The sequence below is a fragment of the Heyndrickxia sporothermodurans genome, from assembly GCF_003055045.1.
Lineage (GTDB): Bacteria > Bacillota > Bacilli > Bacillales > Bacillaceae_C > Heyndrickxia > Heyndrickxia sporothermodurans.
The window spans coordinates 246,247-262,801 of the sequence record NZ_NAZB01000019.1 but is presented as its reverse complement, the minus strand read 5'-3'; the positions used below and the strand labels follow the sequence as shown (position 1 = coordinate 262,801).

Genomic DNA, 16,555 nt, shown 5'->3' with positions numbered 1-16,555 from the left:
CTTAAACTGATACCTTTTTCTTTAATAGGAAATTGCTAACAAGTAATGAACCGATGAAAACGATAATCCCCATTACTATTAACAGTAGTAGTTTTTCAATCCCATATAAATAATCTTTTTGTAAAATCATTTCCACAAGGAAAGGAGAAAAGAAGACAATAAATGCCGCAATTGCATACAATACTCCAAAAATGATTCCTTTTATTCGATAGCTTCTCTCAAATAAAATACCAGTAAAGATAACAAATACCGCCATTAACCCTGTTGCATAATAAAGGATAAATTCAATAAAAGAGCCTGGAATTAATAAAGATAATTCAAATGATGATCCTAAAATTTCTTGTACGTTCATTCTATTAAGAAATTCATTAGAAACAAGCCAATTTACCATTGCGTTTTCAATTGGAAGTAAAATTAGTTGAAAGGCAATTAAACCAAGAACAAATATAAGAATTGTCAATCCTTTTGACAAAATAATATTTAATCTTGAGGTTGGAAGCATTAATAGTCGATAAATAAATGTATTTTTTCCGAACCAATCGCGATACCAGATGAAAAAAATGTAGAATAATATTGCTGTAACACCAATACCGATTGGTGCGAAAAACCACAAACTCCGTAATATATGAGTAAAATCAAACAATCCATATTGGTGTACATATTGAACAACAGACAAAGATTCATCGTGCATAATACGCTTTGAATCATTCATAAAACTTAATGATATGACAAATACGCCAACAAATTGAAAGATAACAGTAATCAGTAGTAGGACAATGTATATCTTTTTAAAACGATTCATTTCAAAGTTAACTAATTTTAAAAACTTGTTCACGGTTGGTACACCTCTCTCATGACATCAACAACGGATTTCCCTTCAGAGAATCGAATTTCTTCTGTATTAAATTCTTTTAGGACAACACCATTATCCATTAATACAACTTTATCAATTAAATGTTCAATATCATTAATTTCATGGGTAGTGATAATAACTCCTCTATCCTCAATCAGATGACTTGTGAAAACCTCCGCTATTTGTTCACGACTAAAAATATCGATTCCTGAAAAAGGTTCATCCATTAATACATAATCAACATCAAGACAAAGTCCTAATAATAAATTAACCTTTGCTACGTTTCCTTTCGATAAATCGGATATTCGTGTATGCCTATCTAACTTAAAAAACGTTAATAAATCATCTGCTCGTTTTTGATTCCAATTTTGATAAAAGTCGTTCATAAATACCATCGCTTCACGAATCGTCATTTGCGGCAGCATCGTAATTGCATCAGGGATAAACGTAATTTTTTCATAACTTGATTTTGTTAACTTTTCTCCATCAATTAAGATCGTGCCGCTATTTATCGGTGTGAGTCCTAAAATCGCTTTTAATGTGGTCGTTTTACCTACCCCGTTAATCCCAATTAAACAAGTAATCTCGCCTTTATTGGCAGTGAAAGATATGCCATTTAGTACTTTCTTGCGACCAAATTTTTTCGTGACATTTTTTACTTCAATCATTCTGCTTCCATCCTCCCTTTTTCTGTAGAAGTGTATTTATCTTTTACTAAGGTGAGAATCTCCTCTACCGGCACATTAATCGCCCGTATTGATTCCACAAAAGAATCAACAGCTTCCACAATAAGTTCTGATCTTAATTTCCCTAGTATCGCTTCATCATTTGTTATTCGACTTGGGTGGTTTCTTTCAGTATGAATCAACCCTTGTTCCTCCATTTCTTTATACGCCCGTTGAGCTGTATTAGGATTAATCTTTAACATGGATGCAAGCTCCCTTCGAGATGGAATTTCTTGCCCCGCCCCTAAATTTCCAATCGCTATCTGTTCCTTGAAATACCTTACTACTTGAGCATATACAGGATCACGATTATTAAAGTTTATTTTCATTGAAACATCTCCTATTTATTGTGTGTATTAATTAGTTCATACACTTTGATTAGAAAGATGTATGTATTATTCAGTTCATACACTTCATATGTGTATTATATGTGTAATACACATTTGGTGTCAACAAAATTTCAAAAAAAATAGCCAGTAAATTATCCTGGCTAAAAAATGGATTATATCATTCTACTTATCGGCAATTGTTTAATGAAGTAATTAACAAAAGCATCCGATTCTAGTCTTGCTGTAATATATGGAGGTTTAATATTTATCATCCCTTCAAGAGGGAGACCTAACCAAAAAATATTTTGGTCTATTATTACAAATGGGAATGGCAAATGATCTTTAATCTGTTCGTTTGGCTGGATATTTTTCCATTCCTTTGTTGAAATAATAAGCAATCTAACTTTTTTATCCCTGTTATTTAGTACATCTTCCCATTGCTTAGAAAGAGTTGCATGTTTTGGCAATGAGAGTATGATAATGTCCTGTGCAGTATGAATATCGATAAATACTTGATCCAATTTACGTGCATAGATCCACTTTAACTTAGGATGTGAGTGTCTCACCCACTTACCAATATCGTTCAGTGAAACCGTTTGGCCTAACCGATCTTGATGTTCTACTAATTGTCTTATTGTTTTATTACGAAATACATGATGGCGAATGAAATCTTTATTGGCTATGTGGATAAACTTTCCCTTTGCTCTAGTCATTGCGACATTTATTAAACGTTCACTTTCACTTCCGGAAAGAAGCATACTTGGACGAGTTTGAGGTGATCCATCAACCGTATCGAATATGACTAAATCCTTTTCACTACCTTGAAAACGGTGTACAGTTGCCGAAACAATGTCTCCATTTAGCGTTTCTGAAGGATAAAGATCCATCAGTAATTGATCCATTAGAGTAGCTTGTGCCCGATATGGGGTGACAAATCCTATCGAAGAAATGCCGGAGACAAGAGATTCGTGGATTAACTGAAAAGATAGCAAGAGGTGAAATGGATTTATTTTTGATGTTGAAATTCGTTCACTAATACAATATGAACCTGAAAAACTTGTATCCAGTAAAATAGATGCGCGGTTAGGAAAGGGGAAATTCCGCGCAATCGACTTTCGCATCTCTCCTATTTTTTCGTGATCCCCAACCAATGATTGATAAATATATCGATTCGTAAAAGCGGAAATGTCCGGGTGCATTCTTCTTTGTTCTTTTAGCAAAAATAAATGTGGATGCAATTGATCTTCGTTATTCGTATAAACGACATTAGCTTTATGAAAGATATCCTCTCTTAGCCATTTATTGACTAAAGAATGTCTTGAAGATGCAATTGGCGGCAATTGTTTAAAATCACCGCAAACAATCACTCTTTTGGCTAAAGTCGCTGCAAAAGCAATTTGCGGTATATAGGCCATACTTGCTTCATCAATAATTATTAGATCGTATTCTTGTTCATATATCGTCGGGTCTCCAGCTGCTTTTGCTAAAGTTGTTCCAATAATCCTAGCCTCTTTTACATATTCAACTTCTTTCCGCCGGATCGTTTCTAATATTTTCGCAAGTTTTCCTTCTACCTCTAAAAGCTTGTCTGTATCCCTATTGCTAAATGAATTGCCTAAATCTTTCTTTATTTCTTTTTTCTGAATGGAAAACTGTTGTTTTTTTTCAAATAGCGCAGGTTCTCGTTTTTCAAGTAAATGCATCATTGATAATTGATTCTCTTCCCGTAAATCTCCACCCATGCCAAACCGTATAACATCACCCTCAACAAAACGGTTCTTTTGTTGAACAAATGATAATACTTCATTCATTAGCACATCTACGGCTTTATTACTATGGGATAGTATAAGGACTCTTTTTTCTTTAAAATACTTGTTTGCTGCAACTCTTGCTAATGTATAGGTTTTCCCCGTTCCAGGTGGCCCCCAGACAAATGTAACAGGATTATATTTTGATCGTAATACTAACTCATGAATATTACTTTTTATTTTGTTTGTTGGGTGTTTAACTTGGCTTCCAGGATCCATTAACTGCTTTATACTAATTCTTTTTCGCTTATTTTTCTTCGCTTCGTCTAAACGATTTATAAGTTGTTCTAATAATTCCCATGGATCATGGTAAAGAAAAGCCGTGCTGATAAGATCACCGATATATTTATCGAAACTTATTATCATGTTTTTTCCTTCTGAAGAGAGGATTCTTCCGTTATACTTATTTTTCTCCCATTCAAGACGTACAGATGCACCAATTGGAATTTTCAAACTTACAGCCGTCTCAAAATAATAAGTATATGATGAATCATTAGAAACTAAAAAACCATTTGAAACATGATATTTTGTACTCCCGTATTTTTTCAAATGTTGAATTTCTAGTTGTAAAGCATGCTGCCATTCTTTTATTAATAGCTTAGTATTTATAGTCATTGGTATTGCAATCCCTTTTAAATATTTTGAATCAGGTCAATTTGATTGAACCCATATATTTTACCGTATTCTGCTTTATATATAAAATTAGTTTTATATTCTTATTTTTCAAACCTATTTATTGCTATATTTACGCTAAAAATGATATTATCCGATTAAGCTCGATATTTATGGAGGTACATAATGGACAATCAAGTAGAAAAAGCAACTTTTGCAGGCGGCTGTTTTTGGTGTATGGTCAAGCCATTCGACCAATGGGATGGAATTGAAAAAGTGGTTTCCGGTTATTCTGGAGGTCATATTGATAACCCAACATATGAGGAGGTTAAAGCAGGTAACTCCGGACATTATGAAGTTGTTCAGATTACCTATAATCCAAGCATTTTCCCTTACGAAAAATTACTTGAAATTTATTGGCAGCAAATCGATCCTACTGATGATGGTGGCCAATTTCATGATCGCGGAGATTCCTACCGGACAGCGATTTTCTATCATTCTGAAGAACAAAAGCAATTAGCAGAAAAATCAAAACAACAGTTAAGTGAAAGTGGAAAGTTTAAAAAACCAATTGTGACGCAAATACTTCCTGCTGCTACCTTCTATCCTGCTGAAGATTATCATCAGGATTATTATAAGAAGAATAAAGATGACTACATGGATGATAGGAAGAAATCAGGTCGTGATGAATTTATTTCGGCACATTGGAACGAAGAAAAATAAGTTCAGAGAAAAAAAACAGACTCAAATGAGTCTGTTTTTTTTAAGCATTATTATGCTTTTACTACGTTAGCAGCTTGAGCTCCACGTTGACCTTGTTCAACGTCAAAAGTTACTTTTTGACCTTCTTCAAGTGTTTTGTAACCTTCGCCTTGGATCGCTGAGAAATGAACGAATACATCGTCTCCGCCTTCAACTTCGATGAAGCCGAATCCTTTTTCACTGTTGAACCATTTAACTGTACCTTGTGTCATGTAAATCTTCCTCCTAGTGTGCAATACACACATTGTATTACTATCCTTGCTCAAGTGATATTAGGCGATAAGTTTGAAAACACTATCTTTTCCTTACATACCGAACAAAAATAATTCTTCTTTAGAATAACAGAAGTAATTCAATTTAGCAAGTAATTGGTAAACAATTTTTTGTTAATTTTAAAATTAATCTTTAATAATTCAGCCTTTTATGTGACCTTCTCTTTATACTTCTTGTAAAATGCAAAATTATTTTTTGACATGTAAAGCCGACTAACAAAATCACCACTAATAATAATGTAATTGTTGCGCCTGGTGGAGTCCCTAACGAGTATGATGAAATAAGACCTGTAAAGATACTAAATAAAGAAACGATCATCGCTGTGGCAAAGACCATTTTAAACCCTTTCGTTAATCGTATCGCAAACGCTGCAGGTAAAACTAATAATGCTGAGACGAGCAATACGCCAATGGTTGGTATAATTATCGAGATCGCTAAACCAGTAATAATGCTAAATGATAAGGAAAGAAGATTCGTATTTATTCCACTTGTAAATGCCGTATCCTCATCAAAAGTCATTAAATATAATGGTCTTCGCAAAATAAAGAAATACAATAATATAACAATGGTCACTCCTACCATCGTATAAACTTGTGTAGCGCTAATCGTTACGATGGAACCAAATAGGAATTGATCAATATTTGTTGTCATCCCCCCATCTGTAATGCTCATTAAAAATAAAGCAAAACTGAGACCAGCCGCCATTAATATCGCTATCGAAACTTCGGAGTAAGTATGATACGCTCTACGCATATACTCGATGCCAATCGCCCCTATTACTACGACGACAATTGTTGAAAAAGTTATATTCGAATGAATAAAAAATCCAATGGCTACCCCTGCTAAAGAAATATGTGAAAGTGTATCTGCCATTAATGCTTGTCTTCTTAAAACGAGAAAGACACCTAATAGTGGAGCAATGATCCCGATTAATCCGCCAGCCCAAAACGCCCGTTGCATGAATTCAAGGTTAAACATTTCCAACCGCCTTGCTCCCCTTTCTCTAAATGGATGATTTTATCAAGATAATCTTCCACCTCGTCTTGATCATGTGTAACCATTACGACTGTTCGATTATGCTTCTTTACTTGGTGACTCATAAATTCATAGAATCCTTTCCTGCTTTCGAAATCCATTCCTGTTGTAGGTTCGTCTAAAACTAATAAGTCAGGTTCTGAAGCTAATGTTCGAGCTATACAAATTTTTTGTTTCTGCCCACCGGATAATGCGCCAATCTTGTGATGTCTATACTCCCACATCCCAACCATCTCAAGAGCGTTCTTAACTTGTAAATCATCATTTTCATCAAGACGTTTAAACCATTTTCCCCTTGGATATCTCCCAGACCGCACAAGTTCTATCACTGTGCTTGGAAAACCTACATTGAAAGAGGCTATTTGTTGTGGTACATATCCAATAGTTAGGCGCTTTCCATCACAATTTTTCTTACTAATGTTAACTTCGCCTTCCCAAGGCTTCAGTAAGCCGAGCATTACTTTAAGCATAGTTGATTTAGAAGCGCCATTCGGGCCTGTAATTCCTACAAACTCCCCGCTATTTAATTCAAAGGAAACCCCATTTAATGCTGGTACATGTGTATAGCCAAAAACAATATTATGTAATGAAGCTAATTTCATATCGACCATCCTTTCTACAAAAAACAAGAAAAAGCGTGCGTAATTAGAATGACACACGCTGTAAGAAAAATAAAAATATACATTCACTATCATTTTAATCAAATAAGGACTTTTTAATCGCGTCAAGATTTTTTTGCATGACACTAATATAATTCATTCCTTTATCTTGCTCTTCCTTGCTTAATCCTTCTAACGTATGGAGTACTTCCGTTTTTGCACCAATTTCTTTAGCTAATGTTTCGGCAACTTTCGGTGATGCCAGTTCTTCAAAATAGATTACTTTAACATGGTGTTTAACAGCAAACTCTTTTAGTTCCCCTAATCTTGCCGGGCTTGGTTCCTGTGAAGGTGACAGTCCAGCAATTGGGATTTGTTTCATTCCGTATTGTTTTGCTAAATATCCAAATGCCGTATGTTGAGTGATAATCTCCTTTTTCTTGGCATCCTTTAAGGTTTCACGATATTGATGATCAAGTTTTGCAAGTTTTGCGATGTACGCATCACTATTTTTTTGATAAAACTCTTTATTTTCCGGATCAGCCTTTATTAGAGCTTTAGTGATCGTTTTTACTTCTTGCTGTGCCAACACTGGATTTAACCAAACATGGGGATCAAATTGATGATGTCCATCCCCATTCATTAAATGAATATCACTACTTGCTTCAACAAAAGAAAGATTTTCATTACTTACGCTATTTTTGATTGAAGGAACCCATGTCTCGAAATATTTACTATTAAAAACAAATATATCCGCTTTTTGAATCTTTCCAACATCTTTCGGTGTAGGTTCCCAATCGTGTGGTTCAACGTTTGACGGAATTAATAACTTTACGTTCGCTTTATCCTTAACGATGTTTTTAGTAAATTCATACATTGGGTAAAATGTTGTAACAATTTGTAATTTATTATTACTTGAAACGTTTTTATTGCTTACTTGATTAATAGTGCCACACCCACTAATAATTAAAACAGTCAAAAGTAATAGAGATAAAATAATAGAATAGTTCTTTTTTCTCAAACATACTCCCCATTTCTATAAATAAATCGGAATTGTTAATCGGTACTATTACGATTTAGCTTTGATAAATATTAGATGCTATTAATCTTTTTATAGACAAATAGCATTTTTTCTTCGAATAATCTAGTTAAAGACTGCAAAAATCGATAAAACAAAATCATTACGATTTATTTTTTCAAAAAGATTTTCTATTTAAATGATCCTTATATATAATAATACGTAATCATTCTTATTTGCAAGTATTTTTTTCTATATATTTATTATTAGCTAATTTTACATATTATCTTTTTTTATTAAATTTATAAAATTATTCAAGATGGTTGCTGTTAAACCCCATATTGTCTTATCTTCAAAATAATAAAATAGTTCATCCATTTGTCTAGTTTGCCAATTATAATTTTCACCACCAATGATCAAATGAAAAGGAAAGTTCTTTTCCGGTTCTACTTTAAAATTTATTTTAAAACACTCGGGTTCTATATTTTCAAAAAATGATAATGGAATAGTAAAGATTTCGGCTACTTCAGATGGATTCGGTTGAATATTTTGGATTTCGTTAATAAGGCCTGCATACGGATAGATTATCGTACCATATGGAGAGATTATATAATCTAACGGAAAAATATGTTGTATATTTTCTTTTTGTATCCCAAGCTCTTCTCTTGTTTCGCGAAGCGCTGTTTCCATCGAATTTACATCGTCTTTATCAACTTTTCCTCCAGGGAAGCAAACTTCTCCTGGTTGTCTTCTCATATGTAAGGCACGTACTTCAAATAATATATGATATTCGTCACCTTTTTTTAAAACGGGAAGAAAAACCGCATATTTTGCGAACTTTTCCTCACCAATTATGGACGGGACGCGGTTTGAATATTTATCAAACAAAAGATCAATACGCATCGTTTTCCTCCTCTTTTATTTATAAATCTTACTACTTGTCCTACTCTTAAAAAACGCTTTTTATTTCTACATTTTCCGGAAGTTGAAATGGATTATCAGGATTAATATGATCATAGAACATAATTCCATTTAAATGATCGATTTCATGTTGAAAAACAATTGCAGGATAACCACTTAGTTTAAGTACTACTTCTTCCCCGGTAATGTCATATGCTCTGACTTTTATACGCTCATATCTTGGCACATATCCCGGGACAGCGCGATCAACAGATAGGCACCCTTCACCTTGTTGTAAATAGATCATTGTTAGTGAGTGACTAATAATTTTCGGATTGAATAAAGTGTACTCATGTTCACCCTTATCATCAACAATATAAGCAGCAAACATTCGTTTATCTAAACCGATTTGATTTGCAGATAATCCTACCCCTGACCGTAGTTTATATTTTGCAGCTATTTCAGGTGTTTGACTATTTTTTAAATATTGAAGCATACATAATAATGTTTCTTTATCCTCTTCACTCGGTGGGATGTCAACCTCATCCGTCACTTTTCGTAAAATCGGTGCACCTTCTCTTACGATATCTTTCATCGTAATAACATAATTTTCATTAAACTTACCCATGCAGTACATACTCCTTTTCTAAAAAAAATTAATCCATTTTTTATATCTTCACTAACTCATTTTGTCTAATTTTGCTGAGTATTCCTATTTAGCAATATCGCCAATCTCGATTGCACATAATGTAATCAAAAATACACCCTCTTTTAAAGCTAATCTATTATAAATAGTATCAAATAATTCCACTATTTCATAACAATTTATACTAATTAAAAGGTAGTCAAATGATTATTTGACTACCTGGGTAATGGATAACATCGTTATTGGTTAACATAATCTGATTACAATCTACTTCTTACTTTTCTGAGAACAATAGTGATTAACTAATTCTTCAATTTGATCATGTTCTGGAAAATCACCAGTAAAATCGAATTGAATTTCCTCAATGAATTGTCCATTTTTATAAACATGAATTGCACCATCTTGATTTACTACACTAAATTCAGGTTCGAATACGTAACCATTTCTCTCAATTGCCCCCATATTATTCATTTCCCTTCAAGATTATATAAGTAATTCATACACTTCATTTAATTGAGTAACACGTATTTGATCCTGTTCGTCTTGAGCATATCGTATTTCTTTTTCCAACACTGAATTTAGAAAAGCTGTCTCTTCTTCTGACAAGGTACGAACAAATTCCATCTCGTTTTGGTTGGTATTTGCTTGTAGCTTTTTGTATATTTCTTCCCAAATCGAATGATTTAAATGATTTGATAAAGATTCTCGTAAATAAGCTAAAGTCGTGTCCAAAAAATCACCTCATTTTTTAATTTGAATACTTCTTCCACTTATATTGGATTATAAACAAAAATTCATACATTCATTTAATTGCGATTATGCACTGATGCTATCATTTATCACATTTGTTTTTGGGCGCGATACATAGCTATGTAAGATCATTCCAATAATAACGAGTAGAATTCCAAATAATGATAACTTAGAAGGCAACGATGTATGCAAAATGATTATTTCACCAATTAGCGCGAACAATATTTCAACTGATTGAGTTGCCTCAACGGCAGCAAGTTGCGAGGAATTATCTTTTACTAAGTCAGTAGCATTAAAAAATAAAACTGTCGCAATTACTCCTGAGGAAATTGCTACAATTAAAGATTGGTTAGTCTGACTAATAGAAGGTAATCCATCAGTTAGAACAGCGTAGATAGACAAAACGATCCAAAATGGCAAACTGGCAATGGTCATGCCAAGGACTCGTTGAAATGCATCAAGTCTTCCCTTACAAATCTGCATCATTTTACGATTACCGAGAGGATACGCAAATGATGCTATAACAACTGGTATAACGACAAGCATAGTACTTTTAAAAGAGATTCCTTGACTTTGATCCAACTGCATACAAAACACGCCAAGTAAAATAATTACAGACATTGCTAAACCTTTTAGTGGTACCTTACCTTTTATAGTTATCGGACCATTTTCAGTTTGCACAGTTTCACTTATAAAAGGTACGAGCAATGATCCAGATATAATGGTGATTTGCCATGTTCCTGCTACAAGCCAGCCAGGTCCGAAAGCCGAAGAAAAACATAAAGGTGCATAAAATAATCCGAATCCAATAAAACTCCAAAGGAACCATTGAAATGGATGCTTTTTCATTTCAACAAATAACTCTTTTAAATTCTTTCTTAACATAACAATAATGAATAAAAACGGTATCATAAAAAAATATCGTAAGGATGCACTCCATAACCAATTTCCACCCGATAATTCCATGGAACGATTAAGGACAAACGTAACAGCAAAAAAGAAAGCTGCAGCGATACCTAATAAAATTGCTCGCATTTGATTGGTCCCCTCCATTAAAAAACTATATAACAAGAATATTCTTTAAATGAAAAAAAATCTAGAGAATTTTTCTCTAGATTTTTTTTCATTAAGTATGAAGTCATTATTACTTAACTAACATAAGCTATAATTCCTTCATCATCATTTAATTCTAATTCTAATGCAACCGACATTGAATCTAGACCATGCTCTGTGCCAAGCCAATGACGAAGTGCCTCAATTAGGTTAAGTTCAGATAATTGTTGGATTCGATCATTCATTTCAATCTCGGCTGAAAAGCCAGTTTCGTCATCATAAATTAATTCAACAGAAACTTCTTCAGGCTGAATATAATATTTGTCTGCAATATAAATACAAATCGCATTGATAATATCTTGTTCATAAATAGCCGTCTTTTCCATATTAATTATACCTTTTTGTTTTATTTCGTTTAAAGAAACTAAATATCCGAACAATGATCATAATAACACCTATTAAAATGATAATATTAACAAATCCAGCTAAAATTGAGCCAAATGCTCCCATTCCAAGGTGTCCAAATAAATTACCGATTAATAATCCACCTAAACCGCCAAGTAGCATTCCTTTCATAAATCCACCTTTGTTGCTATTATTCGTAAATGATTTATTAGTTGAATTCGTTCTAGTATCTTGTTTAAACTTATTCGTTGTACTCTTATTTGGTGAAAATTGATTAGAATGTGACGGGCTGAAAGATCTTTTACCAGAACGATACCCTTTTGCAGCAGCATCATCTACATATCCTATACTAGTTACGGTAAAAATGAGTGTAAATACAGTTAAAAACATTAATAATTTTTTTCTCAAATCAATTCTCCTTTATTTAAGTTTTTAAGAGAGTTTATTTCTATTGTTCTCTTAAACTTTTTAAGTTCCTATGAACTTATTATATGAACTTATTTTATTAAATGCAAGTATTTTCCCTACATACAAAAAAATTGTCACAACTCTTTAAAAAAGAGCATTTGACAATTCAAAATACTAATCATAAGATAAGGTCAAAAGAACTTAAAAGATGGAGATGAACTCATGCTCACATTTCAATTAACGAGGAAAGAGATGGCTGACATCTTGGTAGCTCTAAAAGGATGGGGGAATAAAAAACCTCTAACTATTTTGCGGGATGCATGGATTCGGTCAAACAAAATTTCTATTGAAAATGAAAAACCGATGACAGCCTTTATTACAACAATTCTAGCGCCGATTTTGGACAAGGTCATTAAATTTGAAAAGGCAGAACCGGCTTTTTCTATCAATGAGATTGTCGCACTCGGAAACCAAATTGAAAATACAAACTTTACGACGACCGCTGTACAAAATTGGGTAAAAAGAGATTTAAAAGAAATGATTTCTTCTCCTCAAATAGGAAAAAAGTATTCATTAGAACAAACAGCATTACTTTTTCTCGTTGAAGATTTAAAAACAGCCTTAGATTTTGATTCCATTCGAAAGCTTTTGAAACTGGTCGTTAATGATCCCGAAAACGAGAATGATGATCTTATAAATCCAGTACACCTATATGCATGTTATTCTACATTATTTGACCATATCAATCACGGTACTTATAAAATGACAAATTATTCAATTAAAGACATTGAAAATATAATAGAATCTTCTGCTAAACAAATGGTTGATGAGTATACACATTTAAGTAAACAACAAAAGGAAGCAATTAGAAATACCATTGTTATTGCTACCCTATCTGTTTACACTGCGTATTTTCAAATGTATGCAAGAAAATATTTATCAGCAACATTATTTTTACAAGACTTTACTACACCTTAATAATGGTTTTGCACTAAGGGGATATCCACTTAGTGCTAAATGCAAACCAACTAAGATGAACACTCCGATCAATTCTGTTATAGCAAAAAACATTAACTACCAATTCACAATTTCCTTACGCTCCCCTTTACTATTTCCTTTTTTAGCAAAGCGCTTCTTTAATTCTTCTTCAATTTCTTCTAATTGGATATTTTGATTAGCTAAAAGAACAAATGTGTGATAAAGGAGATCACTACACTCATTTATTATTTCTTGGCTGTTTTTATTTTTTGCAGCGATAACAACTTCACCTGCTTCTTCAATCACCTTTTTTCCAATTTTGTCAATTCCATTATCAAACAAATAATTTGTATATGAATTTTCAACTGTATTTGTTTTTCGATCAATAATTTCATTCATAACTTGTGTATATATTGACGTTGAAAAATCGTTTATGTTTTTCTGTTCTAAAATGTTTTTGTAGAAACATGTATACTCTCCAGTATGGCAAGCTGGTCCAAGTGGTTCTACATAGATTAATAAAGAATCTTCGTCACAATCTGTTTTTATTGAGATGACGTTTTGCTTATTTCCTGATGTTGCTCCTTTATTCCATAATGTCTTTCTCGATCGTGAATAAAACCAAGTCTCTTTTGTTTCTATTGTTTTATCAAATGCTTCCTTATTCATATAAGCGAGCATTAATACATTATTTGTATGTATATCAACAATAATTGCCGGAATTAAACCTTTAGAAAAATTGATCATTTCTAATATTCACCCCATTCTTTATACAAAGTTGTTTAACTTGATTAATTGTAAACGTTTCTTCGTGAAAAATAGACGCGGCAAGTCCTGCAGATACTTGTGTATGTTCAAATAGATCAAGAAAATGCTGTGGTTGGCCGCAACCGCCTGAAGCAATCACGGGGATTGATATAGAATTGACTATTGCGTTTATCAGTGGGATATCAAAACCATTCTTTACCCCATCACAATCAACACTAGTTAGAAGAATTTCACCAGCACCTAATTTTTCTACCTTTCTCGCCCATTCAACTACGTTCAAACCTGTATCTTTCTTCCCACCATGGGACATCACATGCCAAGATCCATGTGATATCTTTTTTGCATCAATCGCGACAACAATACATTGGGATCCAAATCGAAAGGCAGCATCCTTTATTAATTCTGGATTTTGGGTAGCTGCTGAATTAATCGCAACTTTATCCGCTCCCGCAGTCAATAATGCTGTCACATCATTTATTGTGCGAACCCCTCCTCCAACTGTAAAGGGGATAAACACCTTTTCGGCTGTTTTTCTTACCATATTTATTACCGTTTTTCTACGTTCATTTGTAGCTGAAATATCTAAAAACACAAGTTCATCAGCACCATTTTTTGAATAATATTCTGCCATTTCTACCGGATCACCCATTTTACGTAACGAAACAAAATTGGTCCCTTTAACGACCTCGCCATTTTTTACATCTAGACAGGGGATAATTCTCTTTGCAATCATACTCGTTCTCCAATTAATTTCACTTGTCCATCATAGATTGCTTTTCCGACAATCGCTTCAGTGATCCCAATTTTTTCCAATCCCTGCAAGTCTTCCATGTTTCGAATACCTCCAGATGCCACAATATTACATCTTACTTCATTAGAAATTTGTTTAAGTTCTTCAAGATTTGGTCCTGCCATCGTCCCATCTTTTGAAATATCTGTATAAATAATCGTTTGTACCCCAAGTGACTCTATTTTTTTTGCAAAATCAATATATTTAATTTCTGAAACTGTTTCCCATCCCCTCGTTGCTACTTTACCTTTTTTCGCATCAATGCCGATGACAATATATTGATTATATTTATCAAGTGCTTCCTTTAAAAAGTCTTCTCGTTCTAAAGCTGCGGTACCTAGTACAATACGAGATACACCGATAGAAACGTATTTATCAATTGTTTCAATATCCCGTATCCCTCCTCCGACTTCAATAGGAATAGTTGAAAGGGAACAAAGTTTATTAATTAATTCATATTGTTTTGGTTTTCCTGCGCGTGCCCCATCGAGGTCAACAATATGGATCATTTCAGCTCCATCCTGGATGAAACGTAATAATTGGGATTCCGGATCACTACCAACTTCTGTCGTTTTACTAAAGTCTCCTTGATATAAACGTACACATTTTCCGTTTATTAAATCGATCGCTGGTATTATTTTCACATTCGTACCTCCTGTGTAGAGTGAAGAAATATATTTAACAATTGTCTTCCTACAGCCCCACTTTTTTCGGGGTGAAATTGCATTCCATAGACATTATCTTTTCGAACGATTGCGGGAATTTTCACTTCATAATTAGTCGTAGCCATTATATACTCATTTTTCGTTTTCACTTCGTATGAGTGGACAAAATATACATGTTTATTTTGTAGATTTTCAAATTGCGAGTTTTGTATATTCAATGTATTCCAACCAATATGAGGCAAGATAAGATTCGTTTGTATTTTTTCAACGGTTCCTGGTATGAGGTTAAGCCCTTTCGACTTTCCACCTTCATATCCATCAGAAAATAATAATTGCATGCCTAAACAAATACCTAGAACAGGTTTTCGCTTTGCCAACTCACGTAATGAATCTTTCAGGTCTCTGCGGTTTATTTCTGTTACAGCTGCACGAAAAGAGCCAACCCCCGGTAGGATAATATGTGATGCCTTTGCTAGTTCATCATAATTATCAGTAATACAAACATCATACCCTAGACTTTTAAATGCGTTTGAAACACTGGCGATATTTCCCATTCCGTAATCCACAATTGCTATCATTCGATGAACCCCTTCGTCGAATTGACTCCTGTAATCATCGGGTCAATCTGAATTGCCTGTGAAAATGCTCTACCTAGTGCTTTAAATAAAGATTCAATTTTATGATGGGTATTATCACCATATAAAACTCGTGCATGAAGTGTTATACCTGATTGAAACGCTAAAGCAGTTAAGAATTCTTTCACTAATTCCGTATCAAAATCACCTAGCTTTGAATTAGTAATCTCGGCTTCAAAATGTAAAAATGGTCGACCACTAATATCTATAGCTACAAATCCTAATGATTCATCCATAGGTACGTAAGCAGTTCCATAACGGGTGATACTTTTTTTATCGCCTAAGGCTTCCTTAATTACCTGACCTAGAACAATTCCAACATCTTCCACTGTGTGATGACCATCAATATGTAAATCTCCATCAGCCTTAACGTTTAATCCAATCCGGCCATGTTTTGCAAATAAATCAAGCATATGATCAAAAAATCCAATGCCAGTGTTTATTGAAGTATCACTTGAATCGTCTAAATTACATGAAATAAAAATGGCAGTTTCATTCGTTTTTCTAGATTTCTCGGCCGTCCGCATATTCTTCACCCTTCCA

22 protein-coding genes are annotated in these 16,555 nt (G+C 33.5%); 2 read left to right on the top strand and 20 right to left on the bottom strand.

Annotated features, from left to right (window positions below; translation table 11 throughout):
• Nucleotide 1: 1 nt before the first annotated feature.
• The 4 genes from B5V89_RS08975 to B5V89_RS08960 form a co-directional block, all read right to left on the bottom strand.
• Nucleotides 2-835 carry a hypothetical protein gene (locus tag B5V89_RS08975; RefSeq protein ID WP_108071560.1) on the bottom strand — a complete coding sequence of 278 codons (834 nt, stop codon included), beginning with the start codon at nucleotides 833-835 and terminating at the stop codon, nucleotides 2-4.
• A complete protein-coding gene (locus B5V89_RS08970; protein ID WP_107920335.1) occupies nucleotides 832-1,521 on the bottom strand; it encodes an ABC transporter ATP-binding protein in 690 nt (229 codons plus the stop codon). The genes B5V89_RS08975 and B5V89_RS08970 overlap by 4 nt, the downstream gene beginning before the upstream one ends.
• Complete coding sequence (locus tag B5V89_RS08965; protein WP_107920334.1) at nucleotides 1,518-1,907, bottom strand: GntR family transcriptional regulator; 390 nt, start codon at nucleotides 1,905-1,907, stop codon at nucleotides 1,518-1,520. Before B5V89_RS08965 ends, B5V89_RS08970 begins: the two co-directional genes overlap by 4 nt.
• 173 nt (nucleotides 1,908-2,080) lie before the next feature.
• Nucleotides 2,081-4,330, bottom strand: coding sequence for an AAA domain-containing protein (locus B5V89_RS08960; protein WP_108071558.1), 2,250 nt, complete (start codon nucleotides 4,328-4,330; stop codon nucleotides 2,081-2,083).
• 183 nt (nucleotides 4,331-4,513) lie between these two features.
• Between B5V89_RS08960 and msrA the strand changes: the two genes are divergently transcribed.
• Complete coding sequence (gene msrA / locus B5V89_RS08955) at nucleotides 4,514-5,050, top strand: peptide-methionine (S)-S-oxide reductase MsrA (protein WP_107920332.1); 537 nt, start codon at nucleotides 4,514-4,516, stop codon at nucleotides 5,048-5,050.
• A gap of 50 nt (nucleotides 5,051-5,100) precedes the next feature.
• On the opposite strand, the gene B5V89_RS08950 is transcribed toward msrA, so the two are convergent.
• From B5V89_RS08950 to B5V89_RS08900, 11 genes are all read right to left on the bottom strand, one after another.
• On the bottom strand, nucleotides 5,101-5,301 hold the full coding sequence (locus B5V89_RS08950; RefSeq protein WP_058006790.1) for a cold-shock protein: 201 nt from the start codon (nucleotides 5,299-5,301) through the stop codon (nucleotides 5,101-5,103).
• Nucleotides 5,302-5,494: 193 nt separating this feature from the next.
• Nucleotides 5,495-6,346, bottom strand: coding sequence for a metal ABC transporter permease (locus tag B5V89_RS08945; protein ID WP_066235328.1), 852 nt, complete (start codon nucleotides 6,344-6,346; stop codon nucleotides 5,495-5,497).
• Complete coding sequence (locus B5V89_RS08940) at nucleotides 6,292-6,999, bottom strand: metal ABC transporter ATP-binding protein (RefSeq protein ID WP_066235330.1); 708 nt, start codon at nucleotides 6,997-6,999, stop codon at nucleotides 6,292-6,294. The genes B5V89_RS08945 and B5V89_RS08940 overlap by 55 nt, the downstream gene beginning before the upstream one ends.
• A gap of 94 nt (nucleotides 7,000-7,093) precedes the next feature.
• Complete coding sequence (locus tag B5V89_RS08935; protein WP_108071556.1) at nucleotides 7,094-8,017, bottom strand: metal ABC transporter substrate-binding protein; 924 nt, start codon at nucleotides 8,015-8,017, stop codon at nucleotides 7,094-7,096.
• A gap of 273 nt (nucleotides 8,018-8,290) precedes the next feature.
• Complete coding sequence (locus tag B5V89_RS08930) at nucleotides 8,291-8,917, bottom strand: NUDIX hydrolase (protein ID WP_066229633.1); 627 nt, start codon at nucleotides 8,915-8,917, stop codon at nucleotides 8,291-8,293.
• Nucleotides 8,918-8,963: 46 nt separating this feature from the next.
• A complete protein-coding gene (gene def / locus B5V89_RS08925; RefSeq protein WP_066229636.1) occupies nucleotides 8,964-9,542 on the bottom strand; it encodes a peptide deformylase in 579 nt (192 codons plus the stop codon).
• Nucleotides 9,543-9,827: 285 nt separating this feature from the next.
• Complete coding sequence (locus tag B5V89_RS08920; protein WP_066229639.1) at nucleotides 9,828-10,022, bottom strand: YbxH family protein; 195 nt, start codon at nucleotides 10,020-10,022, stop codon at nucleotides 9,828-9,830.
• A gap of 21 nt (nucleotides 10,023-10,043) precedes the next feature.
• Nucleotides 10,044-10,292, bottom strand: coding sequence for a sporulation protein (locus B5V89_RS08915; RefSeq protein WP_108071554.1), 249 nt, complete (start codon nucleotides 10,290-10,292; stop codon nucleotides 10,044-10,046).
• 84 nt (nucleotides 10,293-10,376) lie between these two features.
• Nucleotides 10,377-11,345, bottom strand: a complete 969-nt coding sequence (locus tag B5V89_RS08910) for a DMT family transporter (RefSeq protein ID WP_066229645.1) — start codon at nucleotides 11,343-11,345, stop codon at nucleotides 10,377-10,379.
• 113 nt (nucleotides 11,346-11,458) lie between these two features.
• Nucleotides 11,459-11,749 carry a DUF2653 family protein gene (locus B5V89_RS08905; protein WP_066229871.1) on the bottom strand — a complete coding sequence of 97 codons (291 nt, stop codon included), beginning with the start codon at nucleotides 11,747-11,749 and terminating at the stop codon, nucleotides 11,459-11,461.
• Between the two features lies 1 nt (nucleotide 11,750).
• The gene (locus B5V89_RS08900; RefSeq protein WP_066229647.1) at nucleotides 11,751-12,176 is read right to left on the bottom strand and encodes a hypothetical protein; all 426 of its coding nucleotides are present in this window, start codon (nucleotides 12,174-12,176) and stop codon (nucleotides 11,751-11,753) included.
• Between the two features lie 222 nt (nucleotides 12,177-12,398).
• Here B5V89_RS08900 and B5V89_RS08895 point away from each other — a divergent pair, with 222 nt between their 5' ends.
• Nucleotides 12,399-13,154, top strand: a complete 756-nt coding sequence (locus B5V89_RS08895) for a DUF1836 domain-containing protein (protein ID WP_066229650.1) — start codon at nucleotides 12,399-12,401, stop codon at nucleotides 13,152-13,154.
• A gap of 96 nt (nucleotides 13,155-13,250) precedes the next feature.
• Here B5V89_RS08895 and hisIE read toward each other — a convergent pair whose 3' ends face one another.
• Genes hisIE through hisB form a run of 5 tightly spaced genes read right to left on the bottom strand, consistent with a single transcriptional unit; the run spans nucleotide 13,251 to nucleotide 16,539 of the window.
• Entirely contained in the window at nucleotides 13,251-13,901 is a 651-nt protein-coding gene (gene hisIE / locus B5V89_RS08890; RefSeq protein ID WP_108071552.1) for a bifunctional phosphoribosyl-AMP cyclohydrolase/phosphoribosyl-ATP diphosphatase HisIE, read from the bottom strand.
• On the bottom strand, nucleotides 13,885-14,655 hold the full coding sequence (gene hisF / locus B5V89_RS08885; RefSeq protein WP_108071550.1) for an imidazole glycerol phosphate synthase subunit HisF: 771 nt from the start codon (nucleotides 14,653-14,655) through the stop codon (nucleotides 13,885-13,887). The genes hisIE and hisF overlap by 17 nt, the downstream gene beginning before the upstream one ends.
• The gene (hisA, locus tag B5V89_RS08880) at nucleotides 14,652-15,356 is read right to left on the bottom strand and encodes a 1-(5-phosphoribosyl)-5-[(5-phosphoribosylamino)methylideneamino]imidazole-4-carboxamide isomerase (protein ID WP_108071548.1); all 705 of its coding nucleotides are present in this window, start codon (nucleotides 15,354-15,356) and stop codon (nucleotides 14,652-14,654) included. Before hisA ends, hisF begins: the two co-directional genes overlap by 4 nt.
• The gene (gene hisH, locus B5V89_RS08875; RefSeq protein WP_066229665.1) at nucleotides 15,353-15,955 is read right to left on the bottom strand and encodes an imidazole glycerol phosphate synthase subunit HisH; all 603 of its coding nucleotides are present in this window, start codon (nucleotides 15,953-15,955) and stop codon (nucleotides 15,353-15,355) included. The genes hisA and hisH overlap by 4 nt, the downstream gene beginning before the upstream one ends.
• The gene (gene hisB, locus B5V89_RS08870) at nucleotides 15,952-16,539 is read right to left on the bottom strand and encodes an imidazoleglycerol-phosphate dehydratase HisB (protein ID WP_108071546.1); all 588 of its coding nucleotides are present in this window, start codon (nucleotides 16,537-16,539) and stop codon (nucleotides 15,952-15,954) included. The genes hisH and hisB overlap by 4 nt, the downstream gene beginning before the upstream one ends.
• Nucleotides 16,540-16,555 lie beyond the last annotated feature (16 nt).

Coding starts and splice junctions, on each gene's coding strand:
- B5V89_RS08970 (WP_107920335.1), bottom strand. CDS start 1,521: ATGATTGAAGTAAAAAATGTCACGAAAAAATTTGGTCGCAAGAAAGTA.
- B5V89_RS08965 (WP_107920334.1), bottom strand. CDS start 1,907: ATGAAAATAAACTTTAATAATCGTGATCCTGTATATGCTCAAGTAGTA.
- B5V89_RS08960 (WP_108071558.1), bottom strand. CDS start 4,330: ATGACTATAAATACTAAGCTATTAATAAAAGAATGGCAGCATGCTTTA.
- msrA (WP_107920332.1), top strand. CDS start 4,514: ATGGACAATCAAGTAGAAAAAGCAACTTTTGCAGGCGGCTGTTTTTGG.
- B5V89_RS08950 (WP_058006790.1), bottom strand. CDS start 5,301: ATGACACAAGGTACAGTTAAATGGTTCAACAGTGAAAAAGGATTCGGC.
- B5V89_RS08940 (WP_066235330.1), bottom strand. CDS start 6,999: ATGAAATTAGCTTCATTACATAATATTGTTTTTGGCTATACACATGTA.
- B5V89_RS08930 (WP_066229633.1), bottom strand. CDS start 8,917: ATGCGTATTGATCTTTTGTTTGATAAATATTCAAACCGCGTCCCGTCC.
- def (WP_066229636.1), bottom strand. CDS start 9,542: ATGGGTAAGTTTAATGAAAATTATGTTATTACGATGAAAGATATCGTA.
- B5V89_RS08920 (WP_066229639.1), bottom strand. CDS start 10,022: ATGGGGGCAATTGAGAGAAATGGTTACGTATTCGAACCTGAATTTAGT.
- B5V89_RS08910 (WP_066229645.1), bottom strand. CDS start 11,345: ATGCGAGCAATTTTATTAGGTATCGCTGCAGCTTTCTTTTTTGCTGTT.
- B5V89_RS08905 (WP_066229871.1), bottom strand. CDS start 11,749: ATGGAAAAGACGGCTATTTATGAACAAGATATTATCAATGCGATTTGT.
- B5V89_RS08895 (WP_066229650.1), top strand. CDS start 12,399: ATGCTCACATTTCAATTAACGAGGAAAGAGATGGCTGACATCTTGGTA.
- hisIE (WP_108071552.1), bottom strand. CDS start 13,901: ATGATCAATTTTTCTAAAGGTTTAATTCCGGCAATTATTGTTGATATA.
- hisF (WP_108071550.1), bottom strand. CDS start 14,655: ATGATTGCAAAGAGAATTATCCCCTGTCTAGATGTAAAAAATGGCGAG.
- hisH (WP_066229665.1), bottom strand. CDS start 15,955: ATGATAGCAATTGTGGATTACGGAATGGGAAATATCGCCAGTGTTTCA.
- hisB (WP_108071546.1), bottom strand. CDS start 16,539: ATGCGGACGGCCGAGAAATCTAGAAAAACGAATGAAACTGCCATTTTT.